This is a genomic window from Novosphingobium sp. BL-S-19, from assembly GCF_055521675.1.
Genome location: NZ_CM145497.1, coordinates 1,660,116 through 1,679,517 on the forward strand (window position 1 = coordinate 1,660,116; position 19,402 = coordinate 1,679,517).

Genomic DNA, 19,402 nt, shown 5'->3' on the forward strand with positions numbered 1-19,402 from the left:
ACATGACCCTGCGCATCCTGGCGGCCGTGCCGCTGGGATATGCCGTCGCCAGCCTTTGGGCCATGGCACTGGCGCGGCTGCTGCCCGGCGACCGGGCGGAGGCGACGGTGGCGGCAACGCTGGTCGCCTTCGCCTTCTGCGCAGGCGCAGCGATGTGGGCCTTCGCCGCCCGCAGCGGCTGGCGCGCGGTGTGGACACTCGCGCTTGCCGGCGCCCTTGCCGGCGGGCTGACCTGGCTTTCGATCATGGGAACCGGACGGCTATGAGCAAGAGCTTCCGCCAATCGCAATCGTTCCTGCACACCTGGTCGGGCCTGCTGCTCGGCTGGGTGCTGTTCGTCATCTTCGCGGCCGGTACAATGGCCTTCTGGAGAGAAGGGCTGAACCGCTGGATGCGCCCGGAACTGGACCGGATCGAGCAGCCTTATACCGTACTCGCCGGGGCTCAGCGCTTCCTTCAGCACAAGGCACCGGACGCGAAAAGCTGGTACATTACGATGCCCAGCGACCGTTCGGCCGGTGCGCAAGTCTATTGGCAGCCGCAGCCGGAACCGGGCAAGGAACGGGGCCGACGCGGCGGGCGCCGCAGCCGCGACAATCAGGCGCTGATCGGCGCGGACGGCCAGCCTACGGTCGCCCGCGAAACGCGCGGCGGCGAGTTCTTCTACCGCTTCCATTTCGATCTTCACTACATGCCGGTGCTCTGGGCACGCTGGCTGGTGGGCATTTCGGCGATGGCGATGCTGGTCGCGATCCTGACCGGGATCGTCACGCACAAGAAGATCTTCAAGGACTTCTTCACCCTGCGCCGGGGCAAGGGCCAGCGTTCATGGCTGGACGGGCACAACGCCACCGCCGTGCTGGCACTGCCGTTTCACCTGATGATCACGTACACCGGCGTGGTCACGCTGATGGCGATGCTGATGCCATGGGCCTCGGTCGCCAACTATGCCGATCCCGAAAAGCTCTATGACCGCCTGTTCCCGCACGTCGAGGAACCCCTGCGCACCGGTGATCCTGCCCCCCTGACCCATATCACCCGCCTGGTCCGCGATGCCGAACATCGGCTGGGCGGACCGGCCGGTTCCATCAATGTAGCAGAACCCGGAGACGCTGCCGCCACCGTAACCGTCTCACGCGCGAACACTTCCATGCTGTCATCCCGCACGCCATCCGTGACCTATCGCGGCACCGACGGCGCGGTGATCTGGCAGTCTCCGCCACCGGGCGGCGCGAATGTGACGGCGGGGGCGATGATCGGCCTCCATGCCGGGCGCTTCGCGGACTACGGCCTGCGCTGGCTCTACTTCCTTTGCGGCGTGGGCGGCACTTTGATGGTGGCGAGCGGCCTTGTGCTCTGGACCGTCAAGCGGCGCGAGAAACTGCCAAATCCCGCACGCCCGCATCTGGGCTTTCGCATCGTGGCCTGGCTCAACGTGGCCGTGGTCGGCGGTTTCCCGCTCGGCATCGCCGCGATGCTCTGGGCGAACCGGGTGCTGCCGCTGGCCATGAAAGGCCGCGCGGACTGGGAAATCCACACCTTGTTCATCGCCTGGGCTCTCTCACTCGGGATTGCCGGCGTACTGCGTGAAGGACGGGCCTGGTCGGTGCTGCTGGCGGCCACCGGGGCCTTGCTGGCGACGATCCCGTTCTACGACATGCTGGCCACGCCGCGCGGCCTTCCGGCGACGCTGGCGGCGGGAGACTTCGTGCTGGCGGGCATCGATCTTGCCCTGATCGTCTTCGGCACGGCCTTTCTGGCGACGGCGTGGCGGGTCCACACCTATCGTCCGGCGGAGCGCCGCTCCAGGCGCCAGCGCCCACCGGCAACTGCAACGCGTGCGCCCGTGCTGGAGGCAGCGGAATGACGATTCTCTGCCTTCTCTGCGCCGTCGCCGCGTTCGCGCTGTTCGGCCTTGCCAGCGGCCAGCACTACCAACAACGCCTTGGTGCCCGCCCGTCACCGGAACGCAAGCGCGTGCTGAAATGTCTGGCATGGGTGGGAGTGGTGCTGTGCTTCGTGCTCGCCTTCGCGGCACAAGGCGCTGTCTACGGCGGGGTGCTCTGGCTGGGGGCGCTGAGCTTCGGGGCGGCTGCCGTGTTCCTCTTTCTCAACCTTGCCCCCACCGAGGCTGACCGGTCACGGCGTTCGAAATGACCTTCCCGGCAAGCGCAGGACGTGCAGGCTGCGAGGCGCCGGGGAGAACAAACGACCTGCCGCCGTTCCCCTCAAGGAACGTCCGCTCCGCCCACGCATTAGCAGGCAATGACCCTGCTTCGTCGGCGCATTTCGATTACTCTGGCGGTTCTCGCGGCATGTCTTGCCATCGCCACGCTATTCGCCGCGAGCTTTCCGGTGGGCTGGTTCAAGCAACTTGCCGAACGCAAGCTGAGCGCACAATTTGGCCGCCCGGTGACGATCGCAAGGATGTCGCGCGATAAAGCCTTCTCGTTCACCCCCGTCCTCAAGCTGAATGGCGTCGAAGTTCCGCAGGCGGCGTGGGCCGGTCCGGGCAAGCTTGCCTCGATCCGGCAGCTTCGTGTGCGCGTCGCGATATTGCCGATGCTGATCGGGCGCGGCAGCCCGGAACTGGTTTCCGCGGACGGCGTGATGCTTGACCTCGTTCGGGACGCGAACCACCGCGTCAACTGGAGCGACGGCAACAAGCGGGAAGGCGGATCGGGCCGCGCGATCTCACTTTCCGGGGTGGAATCGGCGCAGGGGCAGATCCGCTATCGAGACGCGCTGCGCAAGCGATCCGTGAACCTCCATTTCACCATCGATCCCCGAGGCGGGCTGGTGGCTTCCGGTCCCGGCGAGATCGACGGCAATGCGGTAGAGGTATCGATCAAGGGTCCGGCCACGGCGTCAAGCGCAGTCTGGCCGTTCGAGGCGCGCATTGCCGGATCCGCGATCGACATGCGCGCCAAGGGAACCATGGCTGGACCGCTGCGCACGGATGACATGCAGGTCGATGTAACGGCGCGGGCAAATGACCTGAAACTGATGGACCGCGTGATCGAGGCTGGCCTCTTCCACACGCAGCCGATCAGCCTGACCGCGCGCGTGCGGCACCAGTCGCAGGTCTGGACGGTCCGCGATCTCAAGGGCACGGTCGGCACCAGTCGGCTTTCCGCCAAGCTCTCGGTGGACAAGACTTCCGCTCGTACAAAACTCGATGGCGAAATCCGGTTCGAAACGCTGGATTTTGCCGATCTGGCGTCCGATCAAAGCCGGGCCGCCGCACACGCCCTCGAAAAGTCCCAGGGGGAGAGATTCGTCCCCAACACCCGGCTCAACATCCGCAAGATCGACAAGACCGACGGACGCATCGCCTTTCGGATCGACCGGATCATCGGCGCCGGCTCTTCACCGCTGCGCAGCGCGCAAGGCGTTCTGACGCTCGATCGCCGGCTGCTCGTCGCCAAACCCCTGACCCTGCGCCTCAGCCGCGGTGTCATCGGCGGCACGGTCACGGTGGATCAGCGACAGGGGCAGACCAAGCCGACGATCGCCCTGGCCCTCGATCTGCGGGGCAGCAGCATCGATGCGCTGGCGGGTGGCAGCGGAGAAATCGACGCAACCGTCGATGGGCGGGTTCGCCTGTCCGGCGTGGGAGACACGATCCGCGAAGCCGTCGGCACGTCTGACGGCACCATCGGGGTGATCGCGCATGACGGTATCCTGCCGGCAAAACTTGCCAGCCTGCTGGGCTTCGATGTCGGTAAAGGCCTCATTGCGGGCGACAATGAGCGGGCCACCTTGCGCTGCGCCGTCGCGCGCCTGGAAATGCATCGCGGAACCGGCACGGCGGCGCCAGTGCTGATCGATACCAGCGAAAGTCAGACGCGCGGCACGGGAACGATCGCCTTTCCCGACGAGCGTATCGCGCTCACGCTTACTGGCCTTCCCAAGAAAGGCGCCGTCTTGCGCCTGCCCGGTTCGATCCATGCGGGGGGGACGATCCGCAACCCGGCCGTTGTCATCCCGCGTGAGGTCAAATCCATCGGCAACGTCATCAAGGCGTTGGGCAAGGCCATCTCCGGCGAGCAATCGCCCAGGGCCGTCGATGCCGATTGCATGGCGCTACGGGCGCAGGCGCTGGCGGCCGAAGGGAACTGAGCACTATGCTCATGCGAAACGGTAGGGCCCGCCCTTCTCCAGCGCTGTTTCATAGGCCGGCCTTGCCTGTATCGTCTCCAGCCAGATATTCGTGATCGGCCGGCCGACCTCCAGGAAACCACGATCCCTTGCGGCTTCGAGCGGAAAGCTCATCATGATATCGGCGGCCGTGAAAGTATCTCCGGCAAACCAGGGCCTTGCGCTCAATTCCCGTTCGACAAAGTCCAGATGTACGTCGATCATGGGCTGAAGACGCTTCTGCGCCGCCTTGCCCACCACCGGTATCCGGCCGAGCACCAGATTGACCAGCAGCGGCGGCATCAGCGATCCTTCCGCATAATGCAGGAATTGGCGGTAACGCATCGCCGCATCCTCACCATAGGGTTTGCCAAGCAGCCCGTCCGCCTTATCGACGAGGTACTCGACGATCGCTCCGGTTTCCACGATGATACGGCTCGCGCCTGACGGATCGCGATCGACCAATACCGGCGATTTTCCAAGGGGGTGCACCGCGCGCAGTTCCGGCGGGGCCAGCATGGTTTTCCGATCGCGCTCATAGCGCTTGACTGTGTAGCGAAGACCAAGCTCTTCAAGCAGCCACAGCACCCGCTGCGACCGCGAATTCTCCAGATGGTGCACGGTAATCATCGCTATTGGGTTCCCCATTGGGTTCCATTGTCGGGCCACGATCGAACCAACGACCGGCCCCGCGCATGGTTGCACGCGTACGATTTGCCGGCGCGGCAAAGGGAACTCCGCCGTTTTCGGAATAGACGGGCTTCCACAAGCGCAATCCGGAGTTTCGCGTAGTCATTCAAGACAAAGACACGCTCTTCGAGAACGATAATGGTAGGTTGCGGCTGCTTGTTCGATCCCTTGTCAAACAAACCGAAATCACCCGCCCGACGATGCTGGCCAATGCCTGCTGTACCTATCCCGCAGGCCGCGCGAAAATCAGCTTTACTTGCCAAGAAATTGGGAAGACAACGGCTTCGTCCAACAAACCCCTTCAAGAGGGACCTTCCATGCCAGACACCGAGCAGACAGAGCTCACCCGCCTGACAGTTGAACTGTTGAGTGCATTCGTCTCGAACAACGCCGTATCGAGCGACGCGCTTCCCGGGTTGATCGAGGCGACGCGCACCGCGCTGGCCGGAAAGTCTTCCGCGGATGCGGATGAAGCCCCGGTGTTCAAACCCGCGGTTTCGGCCGAAGAGAGCCTGGCCTCACCCGATCACATTCTCAGCCTGATCGATGGAAAGCCGTACAAGGCGCTCAAGCGGCACTTGGCCAATAACGGTCTTACCCCAGAAGAGTATCGCGCGCGGTACAATCTTCCGGCCACTTATCCGATGGTTTCGAAAAGTTATTCCGAGCAGCGGCGGGCCTTCGCGAAAGCAGCAGGGCTGGGCGGCAGCAGGATGGCTGCAAGTTCGGTCGCGGCGGCTCCGGCCAAGGCTGCGGAAACTGCCCCCCCAACTAACGTGAAAACGGGCAAGGCAGCTGCGAAGAAAACGCCCGCAAGCGTCGCGGCGGCAACCAAGCCGGCCGCAAAGGCTTTCAGCAAGCGGCCGGGCAAGGCATCGCGGGCAACCGAAACTTTGACTTCGGCTTCAACTTCCGACGCCGCACCGATTACCAAGTCTGCGGGCACAACTTCTGCGCCCCCGAAGCCTCAAACCGCCAAATCTCCCGCCGCCAAGCCCAAAACGGCCGGTAAAGCGGCGCCCCGGTCCGCCGGCAAGCCAGCTCCCAAGGTGTCCGTCGGCGCTGCCGTCTCCAGCCCCGCGAAACGGGAAACCGAAAAGCCGGCTGTAGCGAAGAGCGCATCGACTGGCATCGTGGAACCCGCCAAAAAGCCGGCCCGCCGCATGGCGCGTACGCCGGGATCGGCCCCCGCAGCTGCGGCTGCGGTCAAGACCGAGCCCAGCCCCGCCCCTAAGGCGGTTGCGAAGCCGCGTACCCGTCAGGCTGCCAAGAAAGTGCCAGACGTTGCGGCAACCGCCACGCCGAAGCCTGCGACTGCCGAGCCTGCTGCAAAGAAGGCCGCGCAGACGGCAAAGCCCAAAGCAGTGAAGCCGAAAACCAAGGCGGCGGCCAAGACCAAGTCTTCGGCTTCCGGGAAAAGCCGTTCTAAGCTGGGGATCAAGGTCGCTGCTGTAGAGACGCCGGCGGCGGCTACTACCGCATCTCCGCAGCCGGCTTCGGCCAGCGAACTTGCGAAGGAGTAGACTACGCAAAAGCAGTGTTCGAAGGGCCAGCTCTTGCGGTGCCGGTCAATCGGCGCCGGAAAGCAGCAGCTGCGTATCGTCGTAACCCGGGCAGAGGCAATCTGCCTGGGTCCGGCTCCCCGAACCTGATCTTCTTTGACCGGATTCGGTCATTTCAACCGCCATCCTGCGGACCAATTTGCCTCTGACGCGCCGCCGGCAAAACCCGTCGATAGCGGCGTGACGCGACCTCCGATTGGGGGTAAGGCGCCCATCCCTCGAAGTTCAATTCGATAGGAAACACGTATGAACAACAATGATATCGCAGACGTCATCGCCACCGACAGCGGCCTCACCAAGGCCGATGCGCGCAAGATCGTCGATACCGTGTTCGCAGCAATCGGCGATGCCGCCGCCAAGGGCGAAGAAATCTCGCTCAACGGCTTCGGCAAGTTCAAGGTCAAGGACACGCCCGAGCGCGAAGGTCGCAATCCCGCGACCGGTGAGGCGATGACGATCAAGGCAGCCCGCAAGCTGAGCTTCACGCCTGCCAAGGCCGTCAAAGACAAGCTCAACGGCTGATCCATGGGATGCGGCGGCGCGCTTGCTGTGCCCGCCGCTCACCCCCTCTCCTTCCGCGTCCCGAACTGTTTCGATCGCCTGGAGCGTTCGCAAATCAGGCAAATCACCTGATGACTCGGAAAATACGACAAACCAAAAACTGAGAGCGGTCGAGCCGATGCAATCGGATCGGAAACCGCTCTAGCGCTCGATTTCGAAACAGGAATGCGGGCCCAGTACCTGCGTTCCGTTTATCCCGTGCGATGATGGGAACGCGTCCGGCGCAGAACTGACGGCCGAACTGACGATCGCGCCAATGCAGCTGTTCTGAAGGCCAAAGCCGCCTTCCCAAACCCGGACCATTGCACGCTTACGAAAGGGCAAAACCGCAGAACGGTTGCCCTTTCGTAGCTGATGCACGGAAAATATGCTCAGGCGGCTTTCCTGATGGCGTTTGAGCCGTTGCCCAAACGCCCGGATGGCCAAACCTTAATCCAGGAAAGCGCGCATGATGCGCGACCGGCTCGGGTGCTTGAGCTTGCGCAGCGCCTTCGCCTCGATCTGGCGAATACGTTCGCGGGTAACCGAGAACTGCTGGCCAACTTCTTCCAGCGTGTGATCGGTATGCATGCCGATGCCGAAGCGCATGCGCAGCACACGTTCCTCACGCGGGGTGAGCGACGACAGCGTGCGGGTAATCATTTCCTTCAGGTTCGCCTGAATCGCCGCATCCACCGGGATGACCGCGTTCGAATCCTGAATGAAATCGCCCAGGCTGCTGTCTTCCTCGTCGCCGATCGGCGTTTCGAGGGAGATCGGCTCCTTCGCGATCTTGAGAACCCGCTTCACCTTTTCGAGCGGCATCGACAGACGCTCGGCCATTTCCTCGGGCGTGGGCTCGCGGCCCTGCTCGTGCAGGAACTGGCGGCTGGTGCGGACCAGCTTGTTGATCGTCTCGATCATGTGGACCGGGATGCGGATCGTGCGCGCCTGATCCGCGATCGAGCGCGTGATCGCCTGCCTGATCCACCAGGTGGCGTAAGTCGAGAACTTGTAGCCGCGACGGTACTCGAACTTGTCGACCGCCTTCATCAGGCCGATGTTGCCTTCCTGGATAAGGTCCAGGAACTGCAACCCGCGGTTCGTGTACTTCTTGGCGATCGAGATCACCAGACGCAGGTTCGCCTCGACCATTTCCTTCTTGGCGATGCGCGCCTCGCGCTCACCCTTCTGGACCATGTTGACGATGCGGCGGAACTCGGCCAGCTGCATGCCGGTGGCTGCGGCAATGTCCGAGACTTCCAGGCGGATACGCTCCACCCCATTGGCCTCAGCCTCCGCAAAGGCGGCCCACTTCTTGTCCTTCTTGGACATGTCGGTAAGCCAGGTGTCGTCCAGCTCGCGCCCCATGTAGGAATCGAGGAAGTCGGCGCGCTTCACCTTGTGGCGCTCTGCCAGACGCAGCATCTGGCCGCCAAGGGCGGTCAGGCGGCGGTTGAAGGCATAGAGGTTGTCGACGAGGTATTCGATCTTTGCCGCGTGGAACTTCACCGATTCCACTTGCGCGGTCAGTTCCTCGCGCAGCGACTGGTACTGCTCTTCCTTGGCTGCGGGGAAATCGATACCCAGCGCCAATGCTTCGAGACGCTCCGACTGCAGGCGCTCGAAGGTCTGGAACAGCTCGGTGATGAGCGTGAACTTCTCAAGCGCTTCGGGCTTCAGCGCCGCTTCCATCTGGGCGAGGCTGAGGGTGTTGTCCTCTTCCTCTTCCTCGGCCCGGCGCTTGGGGATCGGGTTGCCGTCCTCGTCCACTTCCTCGGAGTTGTCCTCGTCGGAATCGTCCTCGTCCTTGAACGAGGGGCCGGCAGTGGCTTCGCTGATCTCGGCATCGTCGCCCTCTCCGTCCTCATTGAGGCTTTCGGGCGCGGGTTCCTTGGAAAGCATGGCGTCGAGATCGAGGATCTCGCGCAGCTGCATTTCGCCGTTGTTGAGCGCTTCGGACCACTGGATGATCGCGTGGAAGGTGATCGGGCTCTCGCAGAGGCCCAGGATCATCATATCCCGTCCGGCTTCGATACGCTTGGAAATCGCCGCTTCGCCCTCGCGGCTGAGCATTTCCGCAGCGCCCATTTCGCGCAGATAGAGGCGCACCGGATCGTCGCTGCGACCAAGCGCGTCGGCGCTCTTTTCGGCCACGCGGCGACGGGGCGCTTCGGGGCTCTCCCCGAATTCACCGTCGCCATCAATATCTTCGTCGGCATCGCGCTCAGCGTCGGACTCGGCGGTGTCGTCGTCGTCCTCGTTCTCGACGATCTTGACGCCCATTTCCGAGATCGCGGCCATAATGTCCTCGATCTGGTCGGTGGACATCTGATCCTGCGGCAGCGCAGCGTTCAACTCGTTGATGGATATGACGCCAAGACGCTTGGCCCGCGCGATCAGACGCTGGACCGAACCTCGGCTATTGTCGATCAGCGGTGCGTCGTTGTCCGCGCTGTGATCGTCGTTGCTCATTCATTCACCTTTGTCGGATGCGTCTCTGCCGTCACGTTCGCTCCATCGGCATAAAGGACGAGGGGCGGAAAAGTGCCCTTGCCTGACAGAATCGAAAAGCGCCAGCCGCTTTGCCCGATGAATTGGGCATACCTTGCCCATCTTACGAACTTCGCTTCCGACGTGCGCCAGCAAAACCTGCCGTTACCGATATTGCGCGTAGTCGGCTCGCCCTGCACAGCGCAGCGAAGCCAAACCGACCTTGCGGCTCACTCTTGCATCGCCGGCAACGATCCTTCGTTGTCTACGGCGATGAATTTCGGCTCTGATTTTCGTTTAGGATGAAGGCCTTGGCTCACAAAAGCGAGCCAAGGCCGGAAACCCTTAGCGCTGAACCAGATTCACCGCCGAAGACTTGCCGCGACGATCGATCTCGATTTCGAATTCGATCTGATCGCCTTCGTAAAGGCCGGACAGGCCCGAACGCTCGACAGCGCTGATGTGCACGAATGCGTCGGGCTGGCCATCATCGCGGGTGATGAAGCCGAAGCCCTTGGTCGCGTTGAAGAACTTGACCGTGCCGTTGGCGCGTTCGCCGGTCAGCTGGCGCTGGGCGGGAGCCGATTCGCGACGCGTGGCAACGATAACTTCGCCGACGATCGACAGGTTGGTGGCCGAAACCTTGCCGCCGCGATCGACCAGCTGGAATTCCAGCTGCTGACCTTCGGCCAGGGTCGTCAGGCCGGCATCCTGGACAGCGCTGATGTGCACGAACGCATCGTCACCGCCGTCTTCGCGCTGGATGAAGCCGAAGCCCTTATCCGGATTGAAGAACTTAACCACACCGCTGCCTTCGCCGATGACCTGGGCCGGCGCGCCGCCGCCACGCGGGCCGCCGAAGCCGCCACGCCCGCCGCCGCCACCGAAGCCGCCGCGCGAACCGCCGCCGCCGAATCGGTCACCGCCGCCGAATCGATCGTCACCGCCGAAGCGATCGTCGCCGCCACCGAAACGGCCATTGCCGCCTCCGAACCTGTCGCGGCCGTTACCGCGGTTTCCTCTGTCAAAAGACATGAATAAAAACGTACCTTCACTGCGCTCGGAGAAAATTGACCCGTGCGCGTGAACGCAGCACGCAGGGCGTCAGGACAATCAGCCCAGGCATTTAAATATGCCCTGACTGGATTCAGTGTATCTCATAAAGACGTCATGTTCAAAGGCTGTGATATCTCACCAGCATCTGGCGATCGTGACGTCAATTTTCTTGGGAAATGCAACCTCGGCCATACCGTTTCATAAGGCGGAAAAATTTTCCGCACCTGCGGCGCCTCTTCAGCGCCGGCAATCATCGCCTTGTTATCGTGAACAGTCCTGGAGGGTCGCACCGTAATTTGCGCGCCAGTTGGCGCTTGTCTCGCTGGCCCATAGCACCAACTCGTCGCCGCGGCTATCCCGCCCCATCCGGGGCCGCCCCCCCTGCCCGCCTTCCCTAATTGTCTCAGTCCACCATCGCAGCAACGAGGTGCTGCAAGTGCTGCTTGCTCAGCAGGCCCGTGGCCTGCACCGTCTGCAGCGCAGCAGTCCGCGTGGAATTTTGCGGACGGGTCTTGTGGGGCGCCTGTGCCCCGGTTCTGTAAATATGCATTCTAACCTGTATCGTGCGGCAAAACGCCGCGTCCTTCTTTAATTTAAAACCGCTGCGCGTAACGGCGGACCGGCCCGGAACGCCCGTTCAAGAACGATGCACTCCTTTAAGGCCATAAGACATCATTACTCCGTGGACCCGATCGCCGAGGACCGGCCGGATGCGAACTTGCGCATTTTCCCGCCAGTATGAGGCAATGATCCATGTCGAGGAGAACGGCGAAACGTCTATCGGGAGCAATCTCCACGACAGGCTCGTCCGCCGCTAACAACTCCTGATCAATCCGCGATATCCGTAGAATACCCGGCGAGCCACATTGCGATGCGGCAATCAGGAGTTCCTGCTGATAGATGAAAAAGGCCCGTTCATCAGGCCCATCGTCCGTCATTGACGACGCAGTGACGGCCATATAGCTGCAAGCCGGCGATTTTTCAATGGCCATCGGCGAATATCGATTTTCCGGCCCAGATGACCGGCCCTGCTCACACCTGATCACGCCAACTAACATGCGGCGCGGCGAAAGCGCTCTATGATCCGTCTCGTAGCAAGGAGATGCGTCATGACCGAACAACCGCCCGTCGTCGCCCGGCCCCGCCGCCGTGAGTTCATTGCAGGAGCGGCAACGCTGACCTCCGCCATGATGGCAGGCCTGGTGCCGGCCACAGCCTCCGCAGCAGTGCGCGCGCCGGCAGCGCGCCCCTTCGGGCCGGTGCGGCAGATCGCCGCAGGCGCGCTGAATATCGGCTATGTGGAGGTGGGACCGTCCGCCGGCCCGGCCGTGCTGCTGTTCCACGGCTGGCCTTACGACATTCACAGCTTCGCCGAAGTCGCACCGCTGCTGGCGGCGCAGGGCTACCGCGTGATCGTGCCCCATTTGCGCGGCTATGGCACGACGACCTTCCGCTCTGCCGACGCGGCGCGCAACGGACAGCAGGCCGCGCTGGCAACGGATGGGATCGCGCTGATGGACGCGCTGGGCATCCGGCAGGCGATCGTCGCCGGGTTCGACTGGGGCGCGCGCACGGCGGATATCATGGCAGTGCTCTGGCCGCAGCGATGCAAGGCGCTGGTTTCGGTCAGCGGTTATCTGATCGGCAGCCAGGCCGCCAATGCCAAGCCGCTGCCGCCCAAGGCCGAACTGCAGTGGTGGTATCAGTTCTACTTCGCCACCGAGCGCGGCCAGGAGGGCTACGCGGCCAACACCAAGGCGTTCAATCGCCTGATCTGGGAGCAGGCCTCGCCCCGCTGGGCCTTCGACGATGCGACTTACGACCTGTCGGCCGCGTCCTTCGCCAACCCGGACCATGTCGCCATCGTGATCCACAACTACCGCTGGCGGCTGGGCCTCGCGGAAGGCGAGCACCAGTTCGATGCGGCCGAAGCGCAGCTGGCCGCCGGGCCGCCGGTCACGATCCCGGCGATCACCATGGAGGGCGATGCCAACGGCGCGCCGCATCCCGATCCCTCTGCCTACCGCGCGAAGTTCGCCAGCGCCTACGAGCACCGCCTAATCACCGGCGGCATCGGCCACAACCTGCCGCAGGAAGCGCCAGCCGCCTTCGCCAAGGCCGTACTCGATGCCGGAAAGATGAGCGCATGATCCGCATCTCGACCTGCTGCCTTTTGTTGGCGACGACGGTGCTGGGCCTCTCCACTGTCGTCGCGGCGCGCGGGCGGGAGCCGGAGGCCGCACCCGTCTACGGCGTGAGGCTTCCCGCCGGATACCGGGACTGGAAACTGATCAGCGTCGCGCACGAGGCGGGCAAGAACAACGATATCCGCGCCATCCTTGGCAACGACATCGCAGCGCGGGCCTATCGCGACGGCACTCGCCCGTTTCCTGACGGCGCGGTGATCGTTCGGCTGGCGTGGCGATACGAGTCCTCTGCCCGAAACGACGCGGTGTTTCCCACGCCGCAGTCCTTCGTGGCAGGCGATCCGACCAATGTGCAAGTAAGCGTCAAGAACGCCCGCCGCTACGCCGCCAGCGGAGGCTGGGGCTACGGCCAGTTCGACAACGGCGAACCCAACCCGGACGAGGCGCTGACCCGATCCTGCGCGGCCTGCCATGCGAAGCTGGAGCCTGCGGACGACCAGGTCTTCACCGCCTATTCGCGTTAGGTGCGGAAGGCATTCGGCGGTTGTCAGCGAGTATCCAGGAGGCGCCGAAAGGCTGTAAGGTCAGCGGGAGCGGACAAACCTTCAAAGGTTCAGCACGATATTGTGGCTGTTGAGCCAACTGACCATCACCGGGCCAAGTAGGAATATCACCGCCGGAGCAGCAACCGCTCCGAAAACCGCATATTTCTTGGCATAGCCTTTATTGTCGTCGTTCTGCCAACTTGCTCCAAATGGCAAACGACCCCATCGCCTGACTGTCACGCCTCGTTTGGGCAAGGTGCCAATTGCCAGCCCCATTACTATGAAATTGCTCCAAAACATCAGAGCGCTGCTCGTTGCTTGGAATGCCGAGAAAAAGGTGATCCAGCCGTGCTCGTTATGCTGATATAGCTGGCCCAGTGCTTTGTCTGGGGCCGTGGGTGCCATATGCGCCCACCTCTGTTCTAAGATGATAAAGATGCAGAAAGCAGCTGAGAAATAGCCGGATAGGAAACCGCCCAACTTGTTCCTCAATTCAGAGCTGGGAAGTTGAACAGCCATTTGGCGCAAATTAGCGTCCACGGCAAATGTCCGCAATGTTGGCGGCTCCAAACAGACACTTTTCAGGTTAAAATCTTGAAAAACCGCCCTTCAGTTGAATGAGCGACCGCTCTTGGCTCCCGGATCAGGTGCCCTCAAAGTCGGAAAGGTCGGGGTTTCCGGTCATCCGCATTGGGGGCGCCAAGGTAATGCTCGGCAGCATGAGCAACTATTGTATCCATTTATAATGGTCGCCCGGATTTACTCTTTTTCGCTTCAATTTCCTTGGATGAAATCCCAATGCTGCAAGGTTTGCCAAAATTTCGGATCAAACGTGATGCCGAACTTTGGCTGAGCCGCTTCGGCAGGAGAGCCTTGGACGAGCCACGGAAGTCGACTGCCGATGGTATTGCTAATCCTATCACCAGTTATTTCAATTGCCACTTCGGACAATTCACAATCTCTACCAATACATTCACTGATATTCGAAGGATTTACCTCGATAACCGTGTCGCGCCTGCTAGTATCGTCGACGCACAGCAATGTCGGATATTGGTCACGTTTAAGAACCCCTTTTGTGCCAACCGGAAGAGATGCAAGATTATCAAGTGAAGTGGGGGAGACCATGTTCGATCCACCGATACGACTCGCGAATACAGCGTGCGGCATCGTGTAAGGCCAATCTGGACTTCCTGTTGCTGGTTCACGGAGAGTGAGAAAAAGGGTTCGTGCGCCTGGAATATCGATGGCCACGGCCTCGCCGTGAATCTTCCCGCTAATCCCATTCCACGTCTTAGCGCGAATTATTTCAATTACGCTAAATCCACTGTAATATGCTCCATCGCATTTCACGGAGCCGGTTAATTTGTATTTGTATCGCCATCTCTCTGGCAGCGACTGGCAGGCCGCCAAGTTAGGATATAGAGCTCCAGCTGTGAAAGCCGCCAGCAAATCCCTCCGTCTCATAGATTTATATCCTTGCGATATTTGAGGGATCATCGTTCCCTGCCAGCTTCTTTACGATCATTAACCGCCTTTTATGAGGAAGCCTTCCCATGCGGAATTAATGTCCGCAAAGTCAGCGTGTCCGGAAGAGCCGCTTTCGGATTAAAATCGCACAATCCTGCCATTCCGCTTTCGGGAGCCCTGCTCAGCGTCTCGGATGACCGTTACGTCGGGGGGAAGCACTTGTCCGGTCAGTCACGAAAGAACTTTCGCTCTTCGAAAAGGAAGCGGAATGCCCACACAAAAAAGAAAATTACAAAAGCGATGGATCCCCAGATTGGTACATCTTCGCCCTGATTTCGGAGGAACATAGCAGCCGCCATCACTACCCAAGCCGGGATGCCAACAAACAATTCAAGGCGCCGCGCCCACGACATTCGCAATCCCCCGCTCGACAAGCAGCGAAACACTACGACCTTTCCGAACATCCGCAATGTCGGCGTGTCCGGAACGGCAAGTTTCGGATTAAAACTCTGAAAATATCCCATTCCATTGTCGGGAGTGCCGCTCAGCGGGGCGTATCACCGGGATTAGCGGGAAAGCGCCCTGCCGCATGGGCTTCGACAAGCTCAGCCTGAGCGGGAGGAAAGTGGGCGGGGCTGTCGGCCGCTACCAGTTCTCTCGGTCGCCTGCACACTGATCGCCGCGTACCCGCACCTCACGTAAAACCCCCGGCCAGCCTTGTGGACTGACCGGGGGCAGCTGCGCGCCGCAGGGGGACGGGGGGCGTTGTCGGCGCGCGGCTTTGGCTTATGACGCTTTGGCCGCGCGCTCGATCAGTTGCGCCACCTGAACCGGGTGCGAGACCATGACGACGTGCGAGGCGCCCTTCACCACCACCGTCTCGCGCGCGCCGGCACGCTGGGCCATGAACTGCATCGCCGCCGGGGGAATGTTGCGGTCGGTATCGCCATAGACGAACCACGAAGGCACGTGCTTCCACGCCGGCGCGGTCGAGGCTTCCGAAAGTGCGGCATCGGCGATCGGGCGCTGTCCAGCGGCCATGAGCCGAGCTTCCGCCTCCGGAACGTCCGCGGCGAACTGGGCGGGGAAGCGGCTCTGCTGGATGTAGAGGTCGTTCCCGCCACCGGCCAGCGGCACCGGCGATGCCAGCGTCGGCCCCAGCGTGCTGCCGGGGAACTTGCCCGTCAGGCCAAGCGCGGTCTCGCCCGCCTCCGGCGCGAAAGCGGCGACATAGACCAGCGCCTTGACGTTGGCTGCGCCTTCGGCCGCCTCGCTGATCACCGATCCACCGTAGGAATGGCCGACCAGCACGACCGGGCCGACGATGCCCTTCACCACGTCCGCCACGACATCGGCGTCGGCGCGAACCCCGCGCAAGTTGTCCGGCGCGGCGACGACGGTGTAGCCGTCATGCTGGAGCGCGGCGATCACGCCGTTCCAGCTGGACGAATCCGCAAAAGCGCCGTGGACGAGAACCACGGTGGGCTTTGCGCTCGGCGGGGCGGGTTGCGCCTGAGCCGTGGGTGCGAGCAGGCCGGCGGCGAGCATCAGCCCGCCAGCGATAAGCGATTTCTTCATGGGCTGTTCTCCAATTCAGGCGAGCGTGACGACCGTGTCGATGTTGCCCTTCACCGCCTTCGAATAGGGGCAAGTGCGATGGGCAGCCTCGATGATCTGGCGGGCGAGGTCCGGGTCCAGACCGGGCACGCTGACGTCGAGCCTTGCGGCCAGTGCATAGCCATCGTCACCGTGGCGCAGTTCCACTTGCGCATCGATGGCGAGAGTTTCGGGAAGGTCCACGCCTTTGGACTTCGCGGCGATGGCCATTGCGCCTTCGAAGCAGGCGGACCAGCCGGCGGCGAACAGTTGCTCCGGATTGGTGCCCGCGCCGGATGTGCCGGGGGTGGACAGCTTCACGTCAAGGTGACCGTCGGAACTGCGGGCGGTGCCTTCGCGGCCTCCGGTCACGTGGACATGGGCGGTGTAGAGGGTCCTGGTGTCGGACATGGATTGTCTCCTGTCTTGTGGAGGGATCAGCGGAGCGGGCGGAAGGCGGCGCGCACTTCCTGTGCGAAGAGCGCGGGCTGTTCCCAGGCGGCGAAGTGGCCGCCATCGCGCGCTTCGTTGAAATAGAAGAGGTTCGTGTAGCAGCGCTCGGCCCAGCTCTTGGGCGCGCGGAAGATCTCGCCGGGGAAGACGCTGACGGCGACCGGCAGGTCGATCACGCCGCGTGCGTTGAAGTTGTTGCTGTGGTCCTCCCAGTAGATCCGTGCGGCGGAGGCGCCGGTGGCGGTCAGCCAGTAGAGCGAGATGTCGTCCAGGATCGCGTCACGGCCCAGCACGCGTTCGGGCTGGCCGTCGCTATAGGTCCACTGCGCGATCTTCTCGTACATCCACGCCGCCATGCCGACCGGCGAGTCCACCAGCGAATAGCCGATGGTCTGGGGCCGCGTGTTCATCATCGCGGCATAGGCGGCGTTGTCGCGGTAGAAGCCTTCCAGCTGGTCGAAGGCGGCGCGTTCCTTGGGGGAGAGGCTGGCCGGGGCGGGATCGCCGGCGGCAAGCGTGCGGGCCACATCGGCGGGCACGACCGCGGGCATGTTGAGGTGGATGCCCAGCAATCCCGGCACTTTCTGCAAGGCCATGCGCTGCGAGATCACCGATCCGCAGTCGCCGCCCTGGCTGACATAGCGGTCATAGCCAAGGCGCAGCATCAGCGTGGACCATGCCCGCCCGATCCGGTCCGAACCCCAGCCCGGCACCGTCGGTTTCGCGGAAAAGCCGAAGCCGGGGATCGAGGGGATGACGAGGTGAAAGGCATCCTCCGCCCGCCCGCCATGCGCGGTGGGATCGGTAAGCGGGGCGATCACGCTCAGGAATTCCAGCACCGAGCCCGGCCAGCCGTGCGTCAGGATCAGCGGCATGGCGTTTTCATGGCGAGAGCGGACGTGGATGAAGTGGATGTCCAACCCGTCGATCTCGGTCATGAACATCGGCAGGGCATTGAGCCGCGCTTCCACCTTGCGCCAATCGTAGGCCCCGGCCCAGTACTGCATCAGCGGCTGCAAGGTCTGTCGGCGCACGCCCTGGCTATCGTCGCTGACGGGCTGCGGGTCAGCCCAGCGGGTCTCGGCGATGCGGCGCTTCATGGCCACGATATCGGCGGCGGGAATGGCGATGCGGAACGGGCGGACGCTGCCTTGGGTGATAGCCGCGCGGGCCAGATCGGGCATGACGGTCATTATTCCGGCGAGCGCCACGCCCTCACCGATCCGGGCGACGAAATCGCGCCGCGATGGGGAGTATCCTGCAAACATTTCCTGGTCCTTCCAGCGATCATCCGATCCGATGGCTGGAAGATAGACGGGGTGTGCGCCCGGCGCCCGTTAGGTGGCGTAATGTGCTGTTAGGGTGTGCTTAGGTGCCTTTCAGTCACCTGCTAACGCCGCCCGTCAGCAACTGGCGTGAGGCGCGCGGGCGGACCTCCTAGATCCGTTTCCGGATCAACAGAGGATATCCGCCATGACCACGAACCGCTCGATAGGCTTCATCGCCGCTGCCCTGATGGCGGCGGGCACCACCACCGCGACGTGCTGGCGCGAGGCGCTGGCGCGCGCTCCGGCCGACGACGATGCCATTGCCTCCGCGCCAAGCGATGCAACGCCGCGCCCACTGCAAGTACTGCACGATGCACGCCCTTGGCTGGGCGGGGTCGCGCCCTCGCTGCGCGGCAAAGTGGTGGTGGTCAATTTCTGGACCTATTCGTGCATCAACTCGCTGCGCGCCCTGCCGTTCTTGCGCGGCTGGAACGCGCGGTACGGGGACAAGGGCCTGACCGTCATCGGCGTTCACGCGCCCGAGTTCGATTTCGAGCACGATCCCGCCAAAGTGCGCGCGGCCACGCAGGCGCTCGGGGTGAACTACCCCAACCTTCAGGACAACGACTATGCTGTTTGGCGCGCGTTCGGGAACGAGGGCTGGCCGGGGTTCTACATCATCGACGCCCACGGCCGCGTGCGCGGTTATACCGTGGGCGAAGGCAATTATGCCGAGGCGGAGCGACTGATCCGCAAGCTCCTGACCGAAGCCGGGCATGACATGTCTGGCCTACCCGTAGCTCCGATCGACGCGGCGGGCGTGGAGGCGCAGGCGGACTGGCCGAACCTGCAATCGCCCGAGGCCTATCTCGGCTATGCCAAGGCGCAGGCTTTCGCCTCCCCGGGCGGACTGCGCCGTAACGGTTCAGGCACCTACACTCCCGCGTCGTCGCTGCCGCTGAACCGCTGGGATCTGGCCGGAACCTGGACCGTCTCGCGCGAGTTTGCCCGGCTCGACCAGCCCGGCGGCGCGATCCGCTTTCATTTCCATGCGCGCGATGCCCATGCCGTGCTCGGGGCGCCGGCCGATGGGCAGCCGGTGCGCTTCCGGGTGACGATCGACGGCAAGGCCCCCGGCGCCGATCACGGAACCGACACCGACGCCGCCGGATGGGGTGAGTTGCGGCAGGACCGGCTCTATCAATTGGTCCGCCAGCGCGGGCCCGTTGCCGACCGCACCGTGCGTATAGAGTTCTCGCGTCCCGGCGTGCGTGCCTACTCGTTCACTTTCGGATGAATTGATCCCGTCGCCGATCCCAATAAAGCCCCTCCCACGACCGGCAACCATCGTATAGGTAGCCGGAACATGCCGCTCTGCGGTATGATAAAGTGCGGTATTTTAGTGAGGTAGGGGTAAAACGGCATCGTGGCGCAGGGTGAAAGTC

General features: G+C 62.9%; 18 protein-coding genes. 9 read left to right on the plus strand and 9 right to left on the minus strand.

Going from position 1 to position 19,402, the window contains the following annotated elements:
• Positions 1-2 precede the first annotated feature (2 nt).
• The 4 genes from ACZ1JV_RS06990 to ACZ1JV_RS07005 all read left to right on the plus strand — a co-directional run bounded on the left by ACZ1JV_RS06990 (position 3) and on the right by ACZ1JV_RS07005 (position 4,122).
• The gene (locus ACZ1JV_RS06990) at positions 3-266 is read left to right on the plus strand and encodes a hypothetical protein (protein ID WP_465139449.1); all 264 of its coding nucleotides are present in this window, start codon (positions 3-5) and stop codon (positions 264-266) included.
• The gene (locus ACZ1JV_RS06995) at positions 263-1,867 is read left to right on the plus strand and encodes a PepSY-associated TM helix domain-containing protein (RefSeq protein ID WP_465148950.1); all 1,605 of its coding nucleotides are present in this window, start codon (positions 263-265) and stop codon (positions 1,865-1,867) included. Before ACZ1JV_RS06990 ends, ACZ1JV_RS06995 begins: the two co-directional genes overlap by 4 nt.
• The gene (locus ACZ1JV_RS07000) at positions 1,864-2,157 is read left to right on the plus strand and encodes a DUF3325 domain-containing protein (protein WP_465148951.1); all 294 of its coding nucleotides are present in this window, start codon (positions 1,864-1,866) and stop codon (positions 2,155-2,157) included. The genes ACZ1JV_RS06995 and ACZ1JV_RS07000 overlap by 4 nt, the downstream gene beginning before the upstream one ends.
• 108 nt (positions 2,158-2,265) lie before the next feature.
• Positions 2,266-4,122 (plus strand): AsmA family protein, encoded by a 1,857-nt coding sequence (locus ACZ1JV_RS07005; RefSeq protein WP_465148952.1) that lies wholly within the window; start codon positions 2,266-2,268, stop codon positions 4,120-4,122.
• A 9-nt stretch (positions 4,123-4,131) separates the two neighbouring features.
• Here ACZ1JV_RS07005 and ACZ1JV_RS07010 read toward each other — a convergent pair whose 3' ends face one another.
• Positions 4,132-4,770 carry a glutathione S-transferase family protein gene (locus ACZ1JV_RS07010; protein ID WP_465148953.1) on the minus strand — a complete coding sequence of 213 codons (639 nt, stop codon included), beginning with the start codon at positions 4,768-4,770 and terminating at the stop codon, positions 4,132-4,134.
• A 377-nt stretch (positions 4,771-5,147) separates the two neighbouring features.
• On the opposite strand from ACZ1JV_RS07010, the gene ACZ1JV_RS07015 reads away from it, so the two are divergent.
• Positions 5,148-6,353 carry a Ros/MucR family transcriptional regulator gene (locus tag ACZ1JV_RS07015; protein WP_465148954.1) on the plus strand — a complete coding sequence of 402 codons (1,206 nt, stop codon included), beginning with the start codon at positions 5,148-5,150 and terminating at the stop codon, positions 6,351-6,353.
• Positions 6,354-6,638: 285 nt separating this feature from the next.
• Positions 6,639-6,914, plus strand: a complete 276-nt coding sequence (locus tag ACZ1JV_RS07020; protein WP_465139444.1) for an HU family DNA-binding protein — start codon at positions 6,639-6,641, stop codon at positions 6,912-6,914.
• Positions 6,915-7,382: 468 nt separating this feature from the next.
• Here ACZ1JV_RS07020 and rpoD read toward each other — a convergent pair whose 3' ends face one another.
• The 3 genes from rpoD to ACZ1JV_RS07035 all read right to left on the minus strand — a co-directional run bounded on the left by rpoD (position 7,383) and on the right by ACZ1JV_RS07035 (position 11,031).
• A complete protein-coding gene (rpoD, locus tag ACZ1JV_RS07025; protein ID WP_465148955.1) occupies positions 7,383-9,407 on the minus strand; it encodes an RNA polymerase sigma factor RpoD in 2,025 nt (674 codons plus the stop codon).
• A 363-nt stretch (positions 9,408-9,770) separates the two neighbouring features.
• A complete protein-coding gene (locus ACZ1JV_RS07030; RefSeq protein WP_465148956.1) occupies positions 9,771-10,460 on the minus strand; it encodes a cold-shock protein in 690 nt (229 codons plus the stop codon).
• A 424-nt stretch (positions 10,461-10,884) separates the two neighbouring features.
• Positions 10,885-11,031, minus strand: coding sequence for a hypothetical protein (locus ACZ1JV_RS07035; RefSeq protein ID WP_465148957.1), 147 nt, complete (start codon positions 11,029-11,031; stop codon positions 10,885-10,887).
• 559 nt (positions 11,032-11,590) lie between these two features.
• On the opposite strand from ACZ1JV_RS07035, the gene ACZ1JV_RS07040 reads away from it, so the two are divergent.
• Positions 11,591-12,631 carry an alpha/beta fold hydrolase gene (locus ACZ1JV_RS07040; protein ID WP_465148958.1) on the plus strand — a complete coding sequence of 347 codons (1,041 nt, stop codon included), beginning with the start codon at positions 11,591-11,593 and terminating at the stop codon, positions 12,629-12,631.
• The gene (locus ACZ1JV_RS07045; protein WP_465148959.1) at positions 12,628-13,152 is read left to right on the plus strand and encodes a cytochrome P460 family protein; all 525 of its coding nucleotides are present in this window, start codon (positions 12,628-12,630) and stop codon (positions 13,150-13,152) included. The genes ACZ1JV_RS07040 and ACZ1JV_RS07045 overlap by 4 nt, the downstream gene beginning before the upstream one ends.
• Positions 13,153-13,233: 81 nt before the next feature.
• Here the strand turns inward: ACZ1JV_RS07045 and ACZ1JV_RS07050 are convergent, their stop codons facing one another.
• The 5 genes from ACZ1JV_RS07050 to ACZ1JV_RS07070 all read right to left on the minus strand — a co-directional run bounded on the left by ACZ1JV_RS07050 (position 13,234) and on the right by ACZ1JV_RS07070 (position 17,957).
• Positions 13,234-13,713, minus strand: coding sequence for a hypothetical protein (locus ACZ1JV_RS07050; RefSeq protein ID WP_465148960.1), 480 nt, complete (start codon positions 13,711-13,713; stop codon positions 13,234-13,236).
• Positions 13,714-13,947: 234 nt separating this feature from the next.
• Complete coding sequence (locus ACZ1JV_RS07055; RefSeq protein WP_465148961.1) at positions 13,948-14,424, minus strand: hypothetical protein; 477 nt, start codon at positions 14,422-14,424, stop codon at positions 13,948-13,950.
• A gap of 1,002 nt (positions 14,425-15,426) precedes the next feature.
• Entirely contained in the window at positions 15,427-16,218 is a 792-nt protein-coding gene (locus tag ACZ1JV_RS07060) for an alpha/beta fold hydrolase (protein WP_465148962.1), read from the minus strand.
• A 15-nt stretch (positions 16,219-16,233) separates the two neighbouring features.
• On the minus strand, positions 16,234-16,647 hold the full coding sequence (locus tag ACZ1JV_RS07065) for an organic hydroperoxide resistance protein (protein ID WP_465148963.1): 414 nt from the start codon (positions 16,645-16,647) through the stop codon (positions 16,234-16,236).
• 26 nt (positions 16,648-16,673) lie between these two features.
• Positions 16,674-17,957, minus strand: a complete 1,284-nt coding sequence (locus tag ACZ1JV_RS07070) for an epoxide hydrolase family protein (protein ID WP_465148964.1) — start codon at positions 17,955-17,957, stop codon at positions 16,674-16,676.
• 205 nt (positions 17,958-18,162) lie between these two features.
• On the opposite strand from ACZ1JV_RS07070, the gene ACZ1JV_RS07075 reads away from it, so the two are divergent.
• Positions 18,163-19,254 carry a redoxin domain-containing protein gene (locus ACZ1JV_RS07075; RefSeq protein ID WP_465148965.1) on the plus strand — a complete coding sequence of 364 codons (1,092 nt, stop codon included), beginning with the start codon at positions 18,163-18,165 and terminating at the stop codon, positions 19,252-19,254.
• Positions 19,255-19,402: the final 148 nt, after the last annotated feature.

Coding starts and splice junctions, on each gene's coding strand:
- ACZ1JV_RS06990 (WP_465139449.1), top strand. CDS start 3: ATGACCCTGCGCATCCTGGCGGCCGTGCCGCTGGGATATGCCGTCGCC.
- ACZ1JV_RS06995 (WP_465148950.1), top strand. CDS start 263: ATGAGCAAGAGCTTCCGCCAATCGCAATCGTTCCTGCACACCTGGTCG.
- ACZ1JV_RS07000 (WP_465148951.1), top strand. CDS start 1,864: ATGACGATTCTCTGCCTTCTCTGCGCCGTCGCCGCGTTCGCGCTGTTC.
- ACZ1JV_RS07005 (WP_465148952.1), top strand. CDS start 2,266: ATGACCCTGCTTCGTCGGCGCATTTCGATTACTCTGGCGGTTCTCGCG.
- ACZ1JV_RS07010 (WP_465148953.1), bottom strand. CDS start 4,770: ATGATTACCGTGCACCATCTGGAGAATTCGCGGTCGCAGCGGGTGCTG.
- ACZ1JV_RS07015 (WP_465148954.1), top strand. CDS start 5,148: ATGCCAGACACCGAGCAGACAGAGCTCACCCGCCTGACAGTTGAACTG.
- ACZ1JV_RS07020 (WP_465139444.1), top strand. CDS start 6,639: ATGAACAACAATGATATCGCAGACGTCATCGCCACCGACAGCGGCCTC.
- rpoD (WP_465148955.1), bottom strand. CDS start 9,407: ATGAGCAACGACGATCACAGCGCGGACAACGACGCACCGCTGATCGAC.
- ACZ1JV_RS07030 (WP_465148956.1), bottom strand. CDS start 10,460: ATGTCTTTTGACAGAGGAAACCGCGGTAACGGCCGCGACAGGTTCGGA.
- ACZ1JV_RS07035 (WP_465148957.1), bottom strand. CDS start 11,031: ATGCATATTTACAGAACCGGGGCACAGGCGCCCCACAAGACCCGTCCG.
- ACZ1JV_RS07040 (WP_465148958.1), top strand. CDS start 11,591: ATGACCGAACAACCGCCCGTCGTCGCCCGGCCCCGCCGCCGTGAGTTC.
- ACZ1JV_RS07045 (WP_465148959.1), top strand. CDS start 12,628: ATGATCCGCATCTCGACCTGCTGCCTTTTGTTGGCGACGACGGTGCTG.
- ACZ1JV_RS07060 (WP_465148962.1), bottom strand. CDS start 16,218: ATGAAGAAATCGCTTATCGCTGGCGGGCTGATGCTCGCCGCCGGCCTG.
- ACZ1JV_RS07065 (WP_465148963.1), bottom strand. CDS start 16,647: ATGTCCGACACCAGGACCCTCTACACCGCCCATGTCCACGTGACCGGA.
- ACZ1JV_RS07070 (WP_465148964.1), bottom strand. CDS start 17,957: ATGTTTGCAGGATACTCCCCATCGCGGCGCGATTTCGTCGCCCGGATC.
- ACZ1JV_RS07075 (WP_465148965.1), top strand. CDS start 18,163: ATGACCACGAACCGCTCGATAGGCTTCATCGCCGCTGCCCTGATGGCG.